Genomic DNA, 15,876 nt, shown 5'->3' on the forward strand with positions numbered 1-15,876 from the left:
AATCCCCGTGCGGAATCTATTTCTTTTTCTGTTTCGCTTCCGCGGGGTGCTGGTGTTTAGCTTGTTGGAGGTTGCCAGCCTGTATTTGTTTGTCACCAATAACTCGTACCAGCGGGCGGCTTTCTTCAACTCGGCCAATTCCTACGCGGGCGTGGTGCTGGAGCGCCGCACCCAGATAACGGACTACTTCCATTTAGCGGATTTGAACAAGCAGCTGGCCGCCGAAAACGCGGCCCTGCGCCAGCAGCTGTACCCGCCCGACACGATGCGGCGCGAAGCCGACTCGGTGGCCGTGCCCCCAGCCCGCACCGACTCGCTGCGGCGGGTGCGCTACCAGCGGCCAGCGGCCAAGCCCGATACCCTGCTCATCGGCCTGCAGCGCCTGCCGGCCCGCGACCCGAGTTATCCACTTATTCCGGCCCGGGTTATCAACAACCGGCTCAGCAATGTGGACAACTTTTTCACCCTGAACGTGGGCACGGCTAACGGCGTGCAGCGCGGCCTGGGCGTGGTGGCCGCCAACGGCGTGGCCGGCCGGGTGCAGGCCGTGACGGAGCACTACGCCACCGTGGCCAGCCTGCTGCACTCCAAAACCACCATTGCCTCCAAAATCAAGCGCGACGGCACGTTTGGCACCATCAAGTGGCAGGGCGACGACCCCACCCACGCCTTGCTCGACAACGTGCTGCGCGAAACCAAGCTGGTGCGCGGCGACACGGTGGTAACGTCGGGCTACAACGCGGTGTTTCCGGAAGGCATCTTCATCGGCACCATCGACTCGTTTGTGAAGGAGCCCGACAAGAATTTCTGGACCATTCGGGTGCGGCTGGGCGTCAATTTTGCGAACCTGCAATACGTGTACGTGGTGACGAGCCGGCCCAAAGCCGAGCGCGACACCGTGGAGGCCCGCGCGGGCATGCTGCCGGAAGGAGGGAAGCGCAAATGAGTGGCCTGCGGTTCTTACTGGTTCAGGTGCTGCGCTTTGCGCTGTATGCGGGCCTGCACGTGATGCTCATCAGCCGGCTGGTGCTGTTCGACCTGGGCTGGTGCTTTTTCTACCTGGGCTTTCTGCTGTTTCTGCCTTTGCGCACGCCCATTGTGGTGCAGCTGCTGCTGTCGTTTGCGATGGGCCTGACGATGGACATCTTCTACGACACCGGCGGGCTGCACGCGGCGGCGGCGGTGCTGCTGGGCTTCCTGCGACCGTGGGTGCTGCACCTGCTCACCCCGCGCGACGGCTACGACTCCACCGACGCCGTGAACGTGCACCAGATGGGCTGGCAATGGTTTGGCGTGTACCTCACGCTGCTGGTGCTGCTGCACCACACGGCGTTTTTTGTGCTGGAGCTGGGCAGCTTCCGGCACTTTGGCCTCACGCTGGGCAAGCTCTTGGTGAGCGCACTATTCACCGGGCTGTCGTTGTTGATAGTGCAGCTGCTGTTTTTCCCGGTGCGCCGGGGGCGGAATTAGTGGTTGTTTGTTTAAAAAACACGTCGTGCCGAACGCAGCATCTTGCTTGTGATAAGTAATAAGTTACCCGGGCGAGAGGCTTTGCTGTGCTCGGCATGACGCTTGGGCGTATTTGATATAGATATGCAATACTTAGAAGGCCGCAAATACGTCGTGCAGGGCATCTTCCTGGTGGTGGTGCTCGTGTTTCTTACGCGGTTGTTTTTTATGCAGGTGCTGGACGGCACCTACAAGCTGGCCGCCGACAAAAACACGCTGCAGCGCTTAGTGCAGATACCCTACCGCGGCCTGATTTACGACCGCAAAGACCAGCTGCTGGTGCAAAACGCGCCCGTGTACGACCTGATGGTGGTGCCCCGCGAAGTGAAACGGCTCGATTCGGCCCGCTTCTGCCAGCTGCTGCAGATTCCGCTCGAAGGCCTGCGCGCCAGCCTGAAATCGGCCAAAAAGTACTCGCGCAACAAGCCTTCGCCGGTGGTGCAGAACCTGACCACGCGCGACCTGGCCGCCATTCAGGACAACCTGATGGACTTCCCCGGCTTCCGCATTCAGGCGCGCATGGCGCGGGCCTACCGCACGCCCAACCTGGCCCACGCCCTGGGCTACGTGGGCTCCATCACGCCGGCGCTGCTCGAAAAGCCCAAATACGCCAAGTACCAGCCCGGCGAAAACATCGGCATTTCGGGCCTGGAATCTTATTACGAGTCCATTTTGATGGGCCGCCGCGGCGTGCAATACAAGATGGTGAACGTGCGCGGCATCGAGAAAGGCAAGTTCCGCGACGGCGAGTTCGACACGCTGTCGGTAGCCGGGCAGGACCTGCACCTGAGCATTGATGCCGAGCTGCAGGCCTACGGCGAAAAGCTGCTGGCCGGCCGGCGGGGCTCCATCGTGGCCATCGACCCGAAGACGGGCGAGATTCTGGCCTTCGTGTCGGCCCCGCACTACGACCCCAACCTGCTCACGGGCAAGGGCTCCGGCAACCGCTACATGGACCTGCTCAACAACCCCGACCGGCCCCTGTTCGACCGCCCGCTGATGGCAACCTACCCGCCGGGCTCGGTGTTTAAGCTCGTGAACGAACTGGTGGCCCTGCAGCTCGGCGTGGTGCAGCCCGGCACCGGTTTCGAGTGCAACCAGCGGCTGGTGCGCTGCACCCACCGCCACGAGCGGCCTTCCAACGTGAGCATTGCCATCAAAAACAGCTGCAACCCCTACTTCTACCAGGTGTTGCAGGCGGCCGTGCTGCGCGGCCAGGCCCCCAACAAGTACGACGACACGCACATCGGCCTGGGCCAGTGGCAAAAAATGGTGAAAACCTTTGGGCTGGGCGAAAAGCTGGGCGTGGACATGCTGCAGGAGAAGCGCGGCCTGATTCCGTCGCCTGAGTTCTACGACAAGAAATTCTTCGACAAAAAGCACAACAAGCAGCACCGCTGGAGCTACCGCAACGTGTATTCGCTCAGCATCGGGCAGGGCGAAATCGGCATCACGGGCGTGCAGATGGCCAACGTGCTGGCCACCATTGCCAACCGCGGCTGGTACTACACGCCGCATTTCGTGCGCAGCGTGGGCAACGGCGGCCCGCTGCCGCAGTTCCGCCAGAAACACTTCACGGCCGTCGATACCACGCTGTTCAAGTACATCATTCCCGGCATGCAGCAGGTGGTGGATGGCAACGGCGGCACCGGCAACCTGGCCTCGCTGGCCGAATTCGGCATTTCGGTGGCCGGCAAAACCGGCACCGTGCAAAACCCCCACGGCTTCGACCACGCCACCTTTGCCGCCTTCGCGCCGGTGAATGACCCTAAAATCGCCATCGCTGTGTTCATCGAAAACAGCGGTTTTGGCGGCACCAGCGCCGCCCCCGCCGCCGGCCTCATGATAGAGAAATACCTGCGGGGCAAAGTGGCGCCCTACCGCAAGCGCTGGGAAGACTGGGTGATGTACGGCGACTTCACCAAGCACCTACACTAGCCGGCAGGGTATTGTTCTGCCGGGCGCCTCACCCCCTGAACCCCTCCCCCAAGGAGAGAGGGCACCGGCAATGCGTAATCGTCTGGCTCCCCCTCTCCCAAGGAGAGGGGGCCGGGGGGTGAGGCGCCCGGCAGAACAATACCAACAATCCTCCGTTCTGACCGGTTGTAGCACCTCCCAAACCAACCTCCGAACACCCCATGGAATCCCTACAAGGAAAAATTGCCCTCGTTACGGGCGCCGGCAAAGGCATTGGCCGCGCCGTGGCCCTCGCCCTGGCCGCCGAAGGCGTGCAGGTGGGCCTGCTGGCCCGCACCGATAGCGACCTGCAGGAACTCGCCGCCGAAATCCTGGCCAGCGGCGGCAGCTGCGCCACCGCCGTGGCCGACGTGGCCGACCGCACCGCCGTGAACGTGGCCGTGGCCAAGATTCACCAGGAACTGGGCCCGATTGACATCCTCATCAACAACGCCGGCATCGGCAGCTTCGCTAAGTTTCTGGAGATGGAGCCCGAGCAGTGGGAGCACATCATCCAGGTCAACGTGTTTGGCACCTACTACGTGACCCGCGCCGTGCTGCCCGACATGATAGCGCGCCAAACCGGCGATATTATCAATATTTCCTCCACCTCGGGCCTGCGGGCCGCGGCCGGCAGCAGCGCCTACAGCGCCTCCAAGTTTGCCGTCATGGGCCTCACTGAGGCGCTGATGCAGGAAGTGCGCAAGCACAACATCCGCGTGTCGGCGCTCACGCCCAGCACCGTGGCCACGCCCCTGGCCATCGGCAACAACCTCACCGACGGCAACCCCGACAAGGTGATGCAGCCCGAAGACCTAGCCGAATTCATCGTGTCGCAGCTGAAACTGAACCGCCGCATTTTCATTAAGGAAGCGGGGATGTGGTCGACCAATCCATAATCATTGTTGCCGAAGGAAAAGGCCCTCGTTGTGGAAACAGCGAGGGCTTTTTGCATCATAGCTTCTCAAACGGCATATCCTGAATCGGATACGCCTTCCACTCTTTATAGTCAAAATGCCACCACTCGGCTGGCAGTACCGTGAAGCCGTGCGCTTCCATGTGGCGGCGCAGCAGGTCGCGGGCGGCGCGTTGCTCGGGCGTGCCACCGGCGTAGGCCACGTAGGAGCGGGGGCTCATTTCGTCGTATTCGCCGGTCATGGGCACCTCGCGGCCGGCGGCCACGTCCCAGAGGCTGAGGTCGACGGCGCAGCCGCGGTTGTGGCGGGAGCCTTTACTGGGGTCGGCCACAAATTCCTTTTTGTCGGGCGGGGTGAGGTCCCAGAACAGCTTGGTGACGCGCCAGGGGCGGTAGCCGTCGAACACCAACAGGCGGTAGCCCAGCGGCGCAAGTTCCTGGTTCACCTGCACGAGGGCTTCGGCGGCGGGGCGTTGCAGGAAGGCGCGGGCCTGCGCGTACACTGGCCGGCCCACGAAATTGCGGGCGGTGGCGTAGCGAATGTCTAATTGAATGGTGGGGTCGAGCTTCTGCAGTTCCACCAACTCCGGGGCGCGGAACGTGCCGGGTTCGTGCGGTGGCCGGGCCGCGCAGCTGCTGATGAGCAACACTGCCAGAGGCGCCCACAGGCGGCGAAATGAGAAGACGTGGTGGCGGAAAAGCGGCATGGCCTGAAGGTAAGCGAAGCCGTCGGGAAATGCGGATTCGGCCACTCAGCTACGGCGAAACGGCCGGTGGCGGCGGCCTTTCGCACGCGCGGCCGCGGCACTGAGCGACGCAAGCCGAGCTTCTGCCCGCTTGCCCCAACCATCGGCCGAATTACCCACTTGCTTTCCAAATAAAAGCGCAAACTTTCGGGCGCTTTACGCATTATAGAAAGACTAAGTAAAAACACCTGTTTAAGATGCAAAACCCGCACAACCTTCCCCCGGAAAATTCCATTCTGTACGAACTGAACGAGCCCGCGGCCCAATGCCCGTTCAGCAGCGGTGCCGTGAAGCAAAGCGCCGGTGGCGGCCGCACCAACCGCGAGTGGTGGCCCAACATGCTCAGGCTGAGTATTCTGCGCCAGCACGACAACAAATCGAACCCCTTGGAGCCCGGCTTCAATTACGCCGAGGAGTTTAAGAAGCTCGACCTGAACGCCGTGAAGCAGGACCTGTTCGAGCTGATGACCAATTCGCAGGACTGGTGGCCGGCCGACTACGGCCACTACGGCCCGTTCTTCATTCGCATGGCCTGGCACAGCGCCGGCACCTACCGCATCGGCGACGGCCGCGGCGGCTCCGGCTCGGGCGCCCAGCGCTTCGCGCCCCTCAACAGCTGGCCCGACAACGCCAATCTCGACAAGGCCCGCCTGCTGCTGTGGCCCATCAAGCAGAAGTACGGCCAGAAAATCTCCTGGGCCGACTTGATGATTCTGGCCGGCAACTGCGCCCTGGAATCGATGAACTTCAAGACCTTCGGCTTCGGCGGCGGGCGCGAAGACGTGTGGGAGCCCGAGCAGGACATCTACTGGGGCCCCGAAACCGAGTGGCTGGGCGACAAGCGCTACACCGGCGACCGGGAGCTGGACAACCCCCTCGCCGCCGTGCAGATGGGCCTCATCTACGTGAACCCCGAGGGCCCCAACGGCGAGCCCGACCCCATTCGCTCGGCCCGCGACATCCGCGAAACCTTCGGCCGCATGGCCATGAACGACGAAGAAACCGTGGCCCTGATTGCCGGCGGCCACACCTTCGGCAAAACCCACGGCGCCGCCGACCCCGGCCAGTACGTGGGCAAGGAGCCCGCCGGCGCCACCCTCGAAGAGCTGGGCACGGGCTGGCGCAACAGCTTCGGCAAAGGCCACGGCGCCGACACCATCACCAGCGGCTTGGAAGGCGCCTGGACCAGCACGCCCGCCCAGTGGAGCAACGGCTACTTCAACAACCTGTTTGGCTACGAGTGGGAGCTGACCAAGAGCCCCGCCGGTGCCCACCAGTGGCGCCCGGTGAACGGCGGCGGGGCCGGCACCGTGCCCGATGCCCACGACCCTTCGAAGAAGCACGCGCCCTTCATGCTCACCACCGACATCGCCCTGCGGGCCGACCCGGTGTATGAAGCCATTTCGCGCCGCTTTCACGAGAACCCCGATGAGTTTGCCGATGCTTTTGCCCGCGCCTGGTTTAAGCTGACGCACCGCGACATGGGCCCCAAAGAGCGGTACCTCGGCCCCGAAGTGCCCACCGAAGAGCTGCTCTGGCAAGACCCCATTCCCGCCGTCACCTACCAGGTAATTGACAGCGAGGACGTCGCCGCCCTGAAAGGCAAGATTGCCGAGGCCGGTTTCACGGTGCAGCAACTGGTGTCCACGGCCTGGGCTGCCGCCTCTACTTACCGCGGCTCCGACAAGCGCGGCGGCACCAACGGCGGCCGTCTGCGCTTGGCCCCGCAGCGCTATTGGGAAGTAAACAACCCGTCGCAACTGTCGACGGTGCTGAACAAGCTCGGCGGCATTCAGCAGGAGTTCAACACGGCCCAGACCGGCGGCAAGCAGGTTTCGATGGCCGACCTCATCGTGCTGGCCGGCGTCGTCGGCATCGAGCAGGCCGCGCAGAATGCGGGCCACTCGGTCACGGTGCCGTTCACGCCGGGCCGCGCCGATGCTTCGCAGGAGCAAACCGACGTGCTGTCCTTCGCTGCCCTAGAGCCGGCCGCCGATGGTTTCCGCAACTACCTGAAGCCCCACCACAAAGCGGCGGCCGAGGAACTGCTGGTCGACAAAGCCCAGCTCCTGACCCTGACCGCGCCCGAGCTGACGGTGCTGTTTGGCGGCCTGCGGGCCATCAACATCAACTTCGACCAGTCGCAGCACGGCGTGTTCACCACCCGCCCGGGGGCGCTCACCAACGATTACTTCGTGAATCTGCTCGACCTGAACACGACCTGGAGCGCCACTTCGGATGCCCAGAGCACCTTCAACGGCCGCGACCGCAAGACCGGCGCCGTGAAGTGGACCGGCACCCGCGTCGACCTGATTTTTGGCTCGAACTCCGAGCTGCGCGCGCTGGCCGAAGTGTACGCGTGCTCTGACGCTCAGGAGAAGTTCGTGAACAACTTCGTGGCCGTGTGGACCAAGGTGATGAACCTCGGCCGCTTCGACCTGGCGTAAACTGATATCAGCTGAGCAGCTCCGGTTGCTGTGATGATAAATAAAAAGGTGGCTTCGCGAGAGGCCACCTTTTTTATTTAGCAAGTTCCATGGGAGAACTACCTGAACGCGTTTAGGCGCGGAGTAGAGACGCACTATGTTGCGTCTCGTCGTTGAACGACCGGTACCACGCCGTCTAGCTCAGGCTAAACAACATCAGCAACGACGAGACGCAACATAGTGCGTCTCTACTCCGCGCCTAAACGAAAAAGCCTCCGAAGAGGCTTTTTTACAACTAATAACGTCATTTATAGAATGCCGCTCAACAAGCCCGGCGCCACACCCAGCACGATGGTGAGCAAGGCCAGAAAGGCCAGCGTAGCGGTCTGAATGCCGTCAACCGGCACGGGCGTGGCGTCAGCTTCGGCCGGGCGCAGGTACATGGCGATGAGCGGGCGCAGGTAGTAGTACAGGCCCACCATGCTCATGATGACGGCGAATACGACCAGGCCGATGTAGCCCTGGCCCGCGGCCGCAGCCAGCAGGAAAAACTTGCCGAAGAAGCCGCCCGTCAGCGGAATGCCCGCCAGCGACAGCATCGAAACCGTCATCACAAAAGCCAGCAGCGGGTTGGTTTTGCCCAGGCCGTTGAGGCCGGCGTAGTCGTCGCGCTGACGATGGTCGACCACCAGCTTCACCACGCCGAAGGCGGCGATGGTGGCGATGGAGTAAGCCAGCGAGTAGAAGAAGATGCCGTTGGCGGCATCGCCGGTCAGGTTGCCCTTGCTGGCCACGAGGCCGATGAGCAGGTAGCCGGCGTGGCTCACGCTGGAATAGGCCAGCATGCGCTTGGTGCTGGTTTGGGCGGCGGCTCCCACGTTGCCGAGCAGCAACGTGAGGGCGCACATGGCCTGAATGGTGGGCATCCAGAAGCCCTGGGCGGCGGGCAGGGCCACGGCCAGCAGCTTGAGGAAGGCGCCGAAGCCGGCCGTCTTCACCACGGTGCTCATGAAGGCCGTGAAGAAAGTGGGGGTGCCCTCGTACACGTCGGGCGTCCAGAAGTGGAAGGGCGCGGCCGATACCTTGAAGCCGATGCCAATAATCATCATCAGGATGCCGATGTAGAGCATGGGCTGCAGGCTGGCGTTGGCCGGCGTGGCAATGGCGGTGCCCAATTGCGAAAGCGCGAAGGTGCCGGTAGCGCCGTAGAGCAGCGCAATGCCGAAGAGCAGAATGCCGGTAGCAAACGCGCCCATCAGGAAGTACTTCAAGGCCGCCTCGTTGCTGCGCGAGTCGCGCTTGCGCGAGCCGGCCAGCACGTACATGCACACGCTCAGGATTTCAATGCCCACGAACAGCATCAGCAGGTGGTCGTAGCCCACCATCATGATGGCGCCCACCAGCGAAAAGAGCAGCAGGGCGTAGTACTCGGCCAGATTGGCATCGCCCTCCAGCACGTAGCTGCGCGAAAAGGGCAGCAGCACAATGGTGGTGAGCAGCACGATGCCCGTGAAGGCCACCGTGTAGTTGTCGACCACCAGCATGTTGTTGAAGTAGGGGGCGTGCCCGGCGTTCCAGTCGGCGTAATTGGCCCCGAACACGGCCAGCAGCAGCAGCATGGCGCCGGGCAGCAGCACCTTGTTCGAGCGCAGGAAGCCCAGGAACAGGTTGAGGATGCCGAAGACGGAGAGGAGAATGATGGAGGTCATGGGCTGTACCGCCAAGCTGTGCTTGGCGAGTATAAGTTAAAGAAGCACCGGGACTAAGGTTGATACCAAGCACAGCTTGGCGGTACGGGCCTATCGCCCGACCTGCGTGAGCAAACCCGTCACGGCCGGCTCCGAAATGTGCAGGAACGAGCCCGGGAATAAGCCCAGCCAGAACACCAGCGCGATGAGCGGCACCAGAATCAGCAACTCGCCGCCGGTGAGGTCGGTGATGGTTTCGGAGAAAGACGAATCGGGGCCCAGCATCACGCGCTGGAACATGCGCAGCAGGTACACGGCCGAGAAAATGATGGTGAGGCCGGCAATGGCGCCTACCCAGGCGTTGTACTGATACACGCCAGCCAGCAGGAGGAACTCGCCCACGAAGCCGCCCGTGAGGGGGAGGGCCACGGTGCTGAGCAGCATCACCAGGAAGCACACCGACAAGATGGGCGTGCGGCGCGTGAGGCCGCCCAAATCCGGGATGTGGCGGGTGCCGGTGCGGCGCTCAATGGCGTCGGCGATGAAGAACATGCCCACCACGTTCACGCCGTGGGCCAGCATCTGGATGGTAGCGCCTTGCAGGCCGATTTGGGTGAGGGAGAACACGCCCGCTGCCATCAGGCCCACGTGGCTAAGGGACGAATAGGCAATGAGGCGCTTAACGTCGCGCTGCCGGATGGCAATGATGGCGCCATAGATGATGCCGATGACCGAGAGGATGATGACCGGCTTCTGCCACTGGCTCACGCCCAGCGGCACTACCGGCAGCAGCCAGCGCATGGTGCCGTAGATGCCCATTTTCAGCATGATGCCCGACAGCAGCATGGTGGCCGGGGCCGGTGACTCAGTGTAAGTATCGGGCTGCCAGGTGTGGAAGGGGAAGATGGGCATCTTCACGGCGAAGGCCGCGAAAATCAGCCAGAACAGCCACGACTGCTCCGAGGCGCTCAGCTTCAGGCTATAAAAGGCCGACAGCTCCGATGAGTGGGCGGCCAGCGAGCCGGCCGCGGGGCCGGTTTGCAGGTACAGGTACACGAAGCCGGCCAGCATCAGCAGCGAGCCCACCACCGTGTAGAGGAAAAACTTGAGAGTGACGGCCACGCGGCGCTCGCCGCCCCAGGCGCCGGCCAGGAAGTAAATCGGAATCAGCGCCACCTCCCAGAAGAAGTAGAAGAGGAAGGCATCGAGCGACGTGAATACCCCAATCAGGCCCGTTTGCATGAACAGCACGAGGGCGTAGAAGGTGGCCGGGTTGTCGTATTTGTGCTTGAACGCGCTCAGCAGAATGAGCGGCACCAGGAAAGTGGTGAGCAGCACCAGCAGCAAGCTCAGGCCGTCCATGCCGACGTGGAAGTTGATGCCGGCCGACGGAATCCAGGCGTAGTCGAGGTTGAAGCTGCCCGAACCGGTGGTTTTGAAGGCGAAAGCGGCGTAGGCCGCGAGCGCAAATTCGATGAGCGAGGCGCCCAGCGCGAGGGCACGGGCGGTGGCTCCCTTGGTGAGCAGCAGCAGCAGCGCGGCGGCCAAAGGGAGGAAAAGCAGGACAGCAGTCAGCATCGGCAATAGCGGGAGGGCAGCAGCGGAGCCGGGAAACCGGGCCGCAAATTGACCGCAAACTTACGCATTGCCCCGCAAGGCTCCGCAGTTTTCGTGCAACTTCTACTGCCGGGCTACTTTGCGGCTCATCAGCACGCGCCCGCTGGCGTCCAGCCACTGCGCGGCATACAGCCCCGGCGCCAGCCCCGCGACGGAAACAGAGGTTTCGGCGGCAGTAGCGGATTGGCGCAGTACTTCGCGGCCCAGGGCATCGGTTAGCCGCACGGTGGCGGCGGCGTGGGCGGGCTGGCGCAGGGTAAGCACTTCGGTAGCCGGATTGGGGAAAGCCAGGAAGCCGGCGGCGTCGGCCGTGGCCGCTGTGGCGGTAGGGCGGCAGAACACGGCCATGATTCTCGTCCACAATTCGTTGTCAAACGACGACACGGCCAGCGTGCGCGGGCCCGCCGAGTTGCCCTGCCGCACCACCACGAGGCCCAGGCTGGGCACCACGTAGATTTTCTGGTCGTTTTTGCCCAGGGCGGCAATCAGGTCGGGCGGCGCGGCCGGCGTGAGCTGGCCCGGAAAATTGAGTTGCGAGCCGGGCAGGCGGTAGCTGGGCTGGCCGTTGAGCCACCAGAGGTAGCCGTAGCTGCGGTTGAGCGTCTGGCTGGGCGTGGTCATGCGCCGGAAATAAGCCGTGTCGAGAATCTGGGTGCCGTTCCAGGCGCCGCGGGCGAGGATGAACAGGCCGAAGCGCGCCATGCTGCGGGCGCGGCTGTAATACACGTCGTTGGCCCACAGGCCCGTCATGCCGAGGCGGGTGGCGAGGCGCTGGTTGGTGTATTGAGTGATGGTGGCGGCGCCGCTGGCCTGCACCAGCACGTCTTGCAGGGTGCGGTAGGCGCCGGTGTGGTAGGCCCAGCGGGTGGCCGGCGGCGCCAGGTAGAGCAGGCAGCCGGGCGTGGTGCTTTCGTTGTCGCAGGGCGCGGGCGGGGTATCGTCGAGCCCAGTCGTCATCGTGAGCTGGTGCCGGATGGTGATTTGGCGCTGCTGCGGGCGCGTGGCGCTGGTCCAGCGGCCGAGGTATTTGGAAGTGCTGTCGCTCAGGCTCAGGAGGCCGTCCTGCTGGGCCAGGCCCACGAGCGTAGCCGTGAGCGACTTGCCCGCCGAGGCCCAGTACCAGGCCGAGTCGGCAGTGTAGGTGCCGTAGTAATGCTCTACCACCAGGCGCCCGTCTTTCAGAATGAGCAAGGACTTGCTGCCCTTGCGTCCGGCAAAGGCGATGAGCGAGTCGAGCGGCGTTTGGCACCAGCCCAGGCTGGCGGGCGTGGTGCTGGCCCAGGTGCTGCCCGTGAGGGGCGGAAAGTACAGGGGCGTGGTTTGGGCCCTGGCTGGGCTCACGCAGAGCATGAGGGCGAACAGAAACCCGAGCAGTGGTAAACGTTTTTTCATCAGAGCAAAGGTCTGAACAGCTGAATAAGTAGCTAGACTTAGTGCTGCGGTTTCGGTTTAATCCTGCCAGCCGCAGCGGCTGATTTACCTTTGCGGCGCTTTCAGTAAATCATCGATTTCGCCGCTACTGCTCATGCCCGTTGTTGTTTTGCGCGATTTCCGGCCGGGCGACCAACCCGTTTTCCGGCAGCTCAACGAGGAGTGGATTTCGAAATACTTCACCCTCGAGCCCGCCGATTTGAAGGCGCTCGACCACCCCGAAGCATACGTCCTGGCGTCGGGCGGCGCCATTCTGTTTGCGGAGCTGGCAGAAAACGTGGTGGGCACCTGCGCCCTGATTAAAATGGCCGACGGCCGCAGCTACGAGCTGGCCAAGATGGCCGTAGCGCCCGCCGCCCAGGGCCAGCAGATTGGTTTCCTGCTGGGCCAGGCCGCCATTCAGCGGGTGCGCGACCTCGGCGGGGCCCGCGTGTACCTCGAAAGCAACGCGAAACTGGCGCCGGCCCTGGCGCTGTACCGCAAGCTCGGCTTTCGCGACCTGGCGCAGCCGCTGGCGTCGCCCTACGCCCGGGCCGATGTGCAAATGGAGCTGCTCCTCGCCTGATGCTGGCCCCTGCGTCTGCTACTTCGCCCGTGGTTTCCCGCCTGGCGCCCACGCCCAGCGGCTACCTGCACCTCGGCAACGCCGTGAACTTTGTGCTGACCTGGCTGCTCACGCGCCAAGCCGGCGGCACGCTGCACCTGCGCATCGACGACCTGGACCGCGCCCGCCTGCGCCCGGCGTATCTGGACAATATCTTCCGCGTCATCGACTGGCTAGGCATTGATTACGACCACGGCCCCAGCGGCCCCGACGATTTCCTGCGCCACCATTCGCAACTCCTGCACCTGCCCGAGTACAACCGCGTGCTCCGCCGCCTGGCGCAGCAGCCGGGCTTGGTGCATGCCAGCCAGCGCACCCGCACCGGCGGCCCCGATGCTGCCGTGCCGCTCGACACGCCCGGCGCGGCCTGGCGGGTGCACGTGCCCAACGGCACAGAAGTTAAGTTTCACGACGCCTGGCAGGGCGAAACCATCGTCCCGCTCGGCGCGCTGATGCCGGATTTTGTCGTCCGCAAAAAAGACGGCGTAGCGGCGTACCAAGTGGCTTCGGTGGTGGATGATTTGCGCCTTGGCACCAACTTGATTGTGCGCGGGCTGGACTTGCAGCCCAGCACGACCGCGCAGTTGTGGTTGGCTTCGCAACTTTCAGAGACACCTTCTTTTAATGCCCAGCGCATTGCGTTTTATCACCACAAATTGCTGACCGACGAGGCTGGCCAGAAGCTCTCTAAGTCGCAGCAGCGGCCTCTGGATGCAGGTGTGCTGGACCAAAAAGGAGGAAAGCAGGCGGTGTTCCGAGCCGTGGCCGAACTGCTCTACCTGCCAGCTAGCGCCAGCGAAACATTGGCAATGTTGCAGCAGGCCTTTGCAAACGGGTAGCGCTACCGCACCTCTTTCTTGAACTCCTCGGCCCAATGGTCGGCCAAGCGGGTGGGCTCCGGCAGCTTGTAGCCGCGCAGGCACGCCAGCGTGAGGCGGGTGGCCGTGGCCTGGTCGCAGCGGTGGCCGGGGCTTACGAACAGCGGCAGCACCTTGTCTTTGCTGCGAATGACCTCGCCAATCAGGTCGCCGCTTTTGGCGTCGATAAGCGGGGAAATATTGCCGCGCTCCAGACCGGGCTCTTGGAACGTGCCGGTCAGCTTCTGCTTGGCCACGCCGAAAGTGGGCATATCGAGCAGCACGCCCAGGTGGGCGGCAATGCCCATCCGGCGCGGGTGCGCAATGCCGTGGCCGTCGACCATGATGACGTCGGGCTTGTTTTCGAGCTTGGCGAAGGTGTGAATGACGTTGGGCGCCTCGCGAAAGGACAGGAAGCCCGGCACGTAAGGCATGTCGACCGGGCCGTAGTTGTACACCTTTTCCACCAGCTCCAACGACGGAAATTTCAGCACCACGAACACCGACAGGATGGTGTCGGGGGTGGGGAAAGAGGAGTCGCAGCCGGCGATGAGGCGCGGCTCCTGCGCCAGCGGCTCGGCGCGCACGCGCTGGCGCATTTCGTGCTGCTGTTGGGTGAGGCTTTGCACGAGAACGGGGTCGGGCGGCGGGCCGGGTGGGCGGTAATAGGCCATTTTTTGAGGTAGGAGTGAAGAGTTAAAAGTTGGGGCTCGGTTTCGTATTCGCCTTGAAATCCACAAATGGCGTATACGCGAGCTGTGCAGTTGGTGCCCAACTCTCAACTTCTAACTTTTAATTCCTCATTCAACCAGCATGGCGCAGTCTGAACAGCCGGCGGCCACCGGCTCCGGCCCGTGGCTGGAGCGCCGCTACAGCATCGACGTGGCCCGGCCGCGCCTGTCGCCCGCCCAACTCATGGCCCAGGTGCAGGCCGACGTGCCCCGGTTTGCGCCCGAGCTGCTGGCCGATTTCAAGAAAAAGGGCGAGCCCGAAGCCGGCCTGCGGGTCGGTTCCGAATTCGAAATCAGCATCCTGGGCCCCTGGAATGGCTGCGTGCGCGTGACCGAAGTCAGCGCCACGCACTTTGAGTTCATCACCCTCGAAGGCCACCCCGAAGCCGGCCGCATTCGCTTCGAAACCCACTACCTGGACGAACGGCCCGATGTGCTGCGGTTTGAAATCCGCTCGCGGGCCCGCTCCCGCGACGGCCTCGTGGCGTTTGCCTACAACACCACGGGCATCGGCAAGCGCGTGCAGGAGGCTACCTGGGTCGAGTTTTGCCGGCGCGCCGCGGCCGCCAGCGGCGGCCAGGCCCTGGCCGACGTGGTGGTCGAAACCCTCACCCAAACCGCAGACGACCAGCCCAATGAGCACGAGCGCCACACCTAAGCCCGCCGCCGCTGGCCCCGCGCCCTGGGAGCAGTACCGCGCCCGCCTCGAAGCCTACGCCAACGCCAAAGTCAATTACGACTTCTCGCGCCAAAGCGAGTACACCACCGAAACCGGCTGGCGCCTCGACGACTACGAAACCGACCTGCCCGCCGAAGCGCCCGGCCCACCGGAGGCCCGCGGCTCCTTCGCCGCCGCGCAGGATGTGCTGCGCCGCTACGCCTTCCCGCCGCCCGACCTCATCACCGGCATCTTCCGCCCCGATGGGCCTTTGGAAAACCGCATCATGCTGCTGCGGGCGCAGTTTCTGTTCTTCAAGTTCTACTTCGGCGTGCGGGTGAGCGGCGTGACCGACGAAGAGCGCGCCACGCCCCACGGCCCCGAGCGGGTGTGGGGCTACGGCTACCGCACCCTGGAGGGCCACTTCGAGCGCGGCCAGATTGACTTCACCATCCACAAAAACCTGACGTCGGGCGCGGTGCAGTTTCGCATCCACGCTGTGTCGCAGCCCGGCCGCATCCGTAACCCGTTCTATTGGGTGGGTTTCAAGCTGTTCGGGCGCGGGCTGCAGCGCAAGTTTGCCCGCGAGTCGTTGCGGCGAATGAAGGAACTGGTGGCCGCTGAGCTGGAAAAGGCGCCGGCCCGCCAAACCTTGCCCGCGCCGGCGGGTTAGGTAAGTCTTGTGTTTTGCGCGTCATGCTCCGGCCGCGCGGCCGCCAGATGAGCATGACGTTCTG

Annotated in this window: 14 protein-coding genes; 9 read left to right on the forward strand and 5 right to left on the reverse strand. The window is 63.7% G+C overall.

Features of this window, described 5'->3' with window-relative positions; all coding sequences use genetic code 11:
* Nucleotides 1-7 precede the first annotated feature (7 nt).
* The 4 genes from mreC to IC234_RS04865 all read left to right on the forward strand — a co-directional run bounded on the left by mreC (nucleotide 8) and on the right by IC234_RS04865 (nucleotide 4,364).
* Nucleotides 8-946: a rod shape-determining protein MreC gene (gene mreC, locus IC234_RS04850; protein ID WP_190922730.1), complete on the forward strand. Its 939-nt coding sequence runs from the start codon at nucleotides 8-10 to the stop codon at nucleotides 944-946.
* Nucleotides 947-972: 26 nt separating this feature from the next.
* Nucleotides 973-1,470: a hypothetical protein gene (locus tag IC234_RS04855; protein ID WP_317173329.1), complete on the forward strand. Its 498-nt coding sequence runs from the start codon at nucleotides 973-975 to the stop codon at nucleotides 1,468-1,470.
* Between the two features lie 123 nt (nucleotides 1,471-1,593).
* Nucleotides 1,594-3,447, forward strand: coding sequence for a penicillin-binding protein 2 (mrdA, locus tag IC234_RS04860; RefSeq protein ID WP_190922732.1), 1,854 nt, complete (start codon nucleotides 1,594-1,596; stop codon nucleotides 3,445-3,447).
* 200 nt (nucleotides 3,448-3,647) lie between these two features.
* Entirely contained in the window at nucleotides 3,648-4,364 is a 717-nt protein-coding gene (locus IC234_RS04865) for a 3-ketoacyl-ACP reductase (RefSeq protein ID WP_190922733.1), read from the forward strand.
* A gap of 55 nt (nucleotides 4,365-4,419) precedes the next feature.
* Here IC234_RS04865 and IC234_RS04870 read toward each other — a convergent pair whose 3' ends face one another.
* On the reverse strand, nucleotides 4,420-5,088 hold the full coding sequence (locus IC234_RS04870) for a M15 family metallopeptidase (protein ID WP_190922734.1): 669 nt from the start codon (nucleotides 5,086-5,088) through the stop codon (nucleotides 4,420-4,422).
* 236 nt (nucleotides 5,089-5,324) lie between these two features.
* Between IC234_RS04870 and katG the strand changes: the two genes are divergently transcribed.
* Nucleotides 5,325-7,574: a catalase/peroxidase HPI gene (gene katG, locus IC234_RS04875; protein ID WP_190922735.1), complete on the forward strand. Its 2,250-nt coding sequence runs from the start codon at nucleotides 5,325-5,327 to the stop codon at nucleotides 7,572-7,574.
* 287 nt (nucleotides 7,575-7,861) lie between these two features.
* Here katG and IC234_RS04880 read toward each other — a convergent pair whose 3' ends face one another.
* The 3 genes from IC234_RS04880 to IC234_RS04890 all read right to left on the reverse strand — a co-directional run bounded on the left by IC234_RS04880 (nucleotide 7,862) and on the right by IC234_RS04890 (nucleotide 12,250).
* Nucleotides 7,862-9,262 (reverse strand): NADH-quinone oxidoreductase subunit N, encoded by a 1,401-nt coding sequence (locus IC234_RS04880; RefSeq protein WP_190922736.1) that lies wholly within the window; start codon nucleotides 9,260-9,262, stop codon nucleotides 7,862-7,864.
* 90 nt (nucleotides 9,263-9,352) lie between these two features.
* On the reverse strand, nucleotides 9,353-10,819 hold the full coding sequence (locus IC234_RS04885) for a complex I subunit 4 family protein (RefSeq protein ID WP_190922737.1): 1,467 nt from the start codon (nucleotides 10,817-10,819) through the stop codon (nucleotides 9,353-9,355).
* Between the two features lie 102 nt (nucleotides 10,820-10,921).
* On the reverse strand, nucleotides 10,922-12,250 hold the full coding sequence (locus IC234_RS04890; RefSeq protein WP_190922738.1) for a serine hydrolase: 1,329 nt from the start codon (nucleotides 12,248-12,250) through the stop codon (nucleotides 10,922-10,924).
* A gap of 133 nt (nucleotides 12,251-12,383) precedes the next feature.
* On the opposite strand from IC234_RS04890, the gene IC234_RS04895 reads away from it, so the two are divergent.
* Together IC234_RS04895 and IC234_RS04900 are read left to right on the forward strand one after the other, a co-directional pair.
* Complete coding sequence (locus IC234_RS04895; RefSeq protein WP_190922739.1) at nucleotides 12,384-12,854, forward strand: GNAT family N-acetyltransferase; 471 nt, start codon at nucleotides 12,384-12,386, stop codon at nucleotides 12,852-12,854.
* A 29-nt stretch (nucleotides 12,855-12,883) separates the two neighbouring features.
* Complete coding sequence (locus IC234_RS04900; protein WP_317173330.1) at nucleotides 12,884-13,732, forward strand: glutamate--tRNA ligase family protein; 849 nt, start codon at nucleotides 12,884-12,886, stop codon at nucleotides 13,730-13,732.
* A gap of 2 nt (nucleotides 13,733-13,734) precedes the next feature.
* Here the strand turns inward: IC234_RS04900 and nfi are convergent, their stop codons facing one another.
* Nucleotides 13,735-14,424: a deoxyribonuclease V gene (gene nfi, locus IC234_RS04905; RefSeq protein WP_190922741.1), complete on the reverse strand. Its 690-nt coding sequence runs from the start codon at nucleotides 14,422-14,424 to the stop codon at nucleotides 13,735-13,737.
* A 139-nt stretch (nucleotides 14,425-14,563) separates the two neighbouring features.
* On the opposite strand from nfi, the gene IC234_RS04910 reads away from it, so the two are divergent.
* Nucleotides 14,564-15,139, forward strand: coding sequence for a DUF1990 family protein (locus IC234_RS04910; protein ID WP_190922742.1), 576 nt, complete (start codon nucleotides 14,564-14,566; stop codon nucleotides 15,137-15,139).
* A complete protein-coding gene (locus IC234_RS04915; protein WP_190922743.1) occupies nucleotides 15,117-15,812 on the forward strand; it encodes a DUF1990 domain-containing protein in 696 nt (231 codons plus the stop codon). The genes IC234_RS04910 and IC234_RS04915 overlap by 23 nt, the downstream gene beginning before the upstream one ends.
* Nucleotides 15,813-15,876 lie beyond the last annotated feature (64 nt).

The sequence above is a fragment of the Hymenobacter armeniacus genome (assembly GCF_014699055.1).
GTDB lineage: Bacteria > Bacteroidota > Bacteroidia > Cytophagales > Hymenobacteraceae > Hymenobacter > Hymenobacter armeniacus.

Coding starts and splice junctions, on each gene's coding strand:
- nfi (WP_190922741.1), bottom strand. CDS start 14,424: ATGGCCTATTACCGCCCACCCGGCCCGCCGCCCGACCCCGTTCTCGTG.
- IC234_RS04885 (WP_190922737.1), bottom strand. CDS start 10,819: ATGCTGACTGCTGTCCTGCTTTTCCTCCCTTTGGCCGCCGCGCTGCTG.
- mrdA (WP_190922732.1), top strand. CDS start 1,594: ATGCAATACTTAGAAGGCCGCAAATACGTCGTGCAGGGCATCTTCCTG.
- IC234_RS04870 (WP_190922734.1), bottom strand. CDS start 5,088: ATGCCGCTTTTCCGCCACCACGTCTTCTCATTTCGCCGCCTGTGGGCG.
- IC234_RS04895 (WP_190922739.1), top strand. CDS start 12,384: ATGCCCGTTGTTGTTTTGCGCGATTTCCGGCCGGGCGACCAACCCGTT.
- IC234_RS04890 (WP_190922738.1), bottom strand. CDS start 12,250: ATGAAAAAACGTTTACCACTGCTCGGGTTTCTGTTCGCCCTCATGCTC.
- IC234_RS04910 (WP_190922742.1), top strand. CDS start 14,564: ATGGCGCAGTCTGAACAGCCGGCGGCCACCGGCTCCGGCCCGTGGCTG.
- IC234_RS04915 (WP_190922743.1), top strand. CDS start 15,117: ATGAGCACGAGCGCCACACCTAAGCCCGCCGCCGCTGGCCCCGCGCCC.
- katG (WP_190922735.1), top strand. CDS start 5,325: ATGCAAAACCCGCACAACCTTCCCCCGGAAAATTCCATTCTGTACGAA.
- IC234_RS04865 (WP_190922733.1), top strand. CDS start 3,648: ATGGAATCCCTACAAGGAAAAATTGCCCTCGTTACGGGCGCCGGCAAA.
- IC234_RS04880 (WP_190922736.1), bottom strand. CDS start 9,262: ATGACCTCCATCATTCTCCTCTCCGTCTTCGGCATCCTCAACCTGTTC.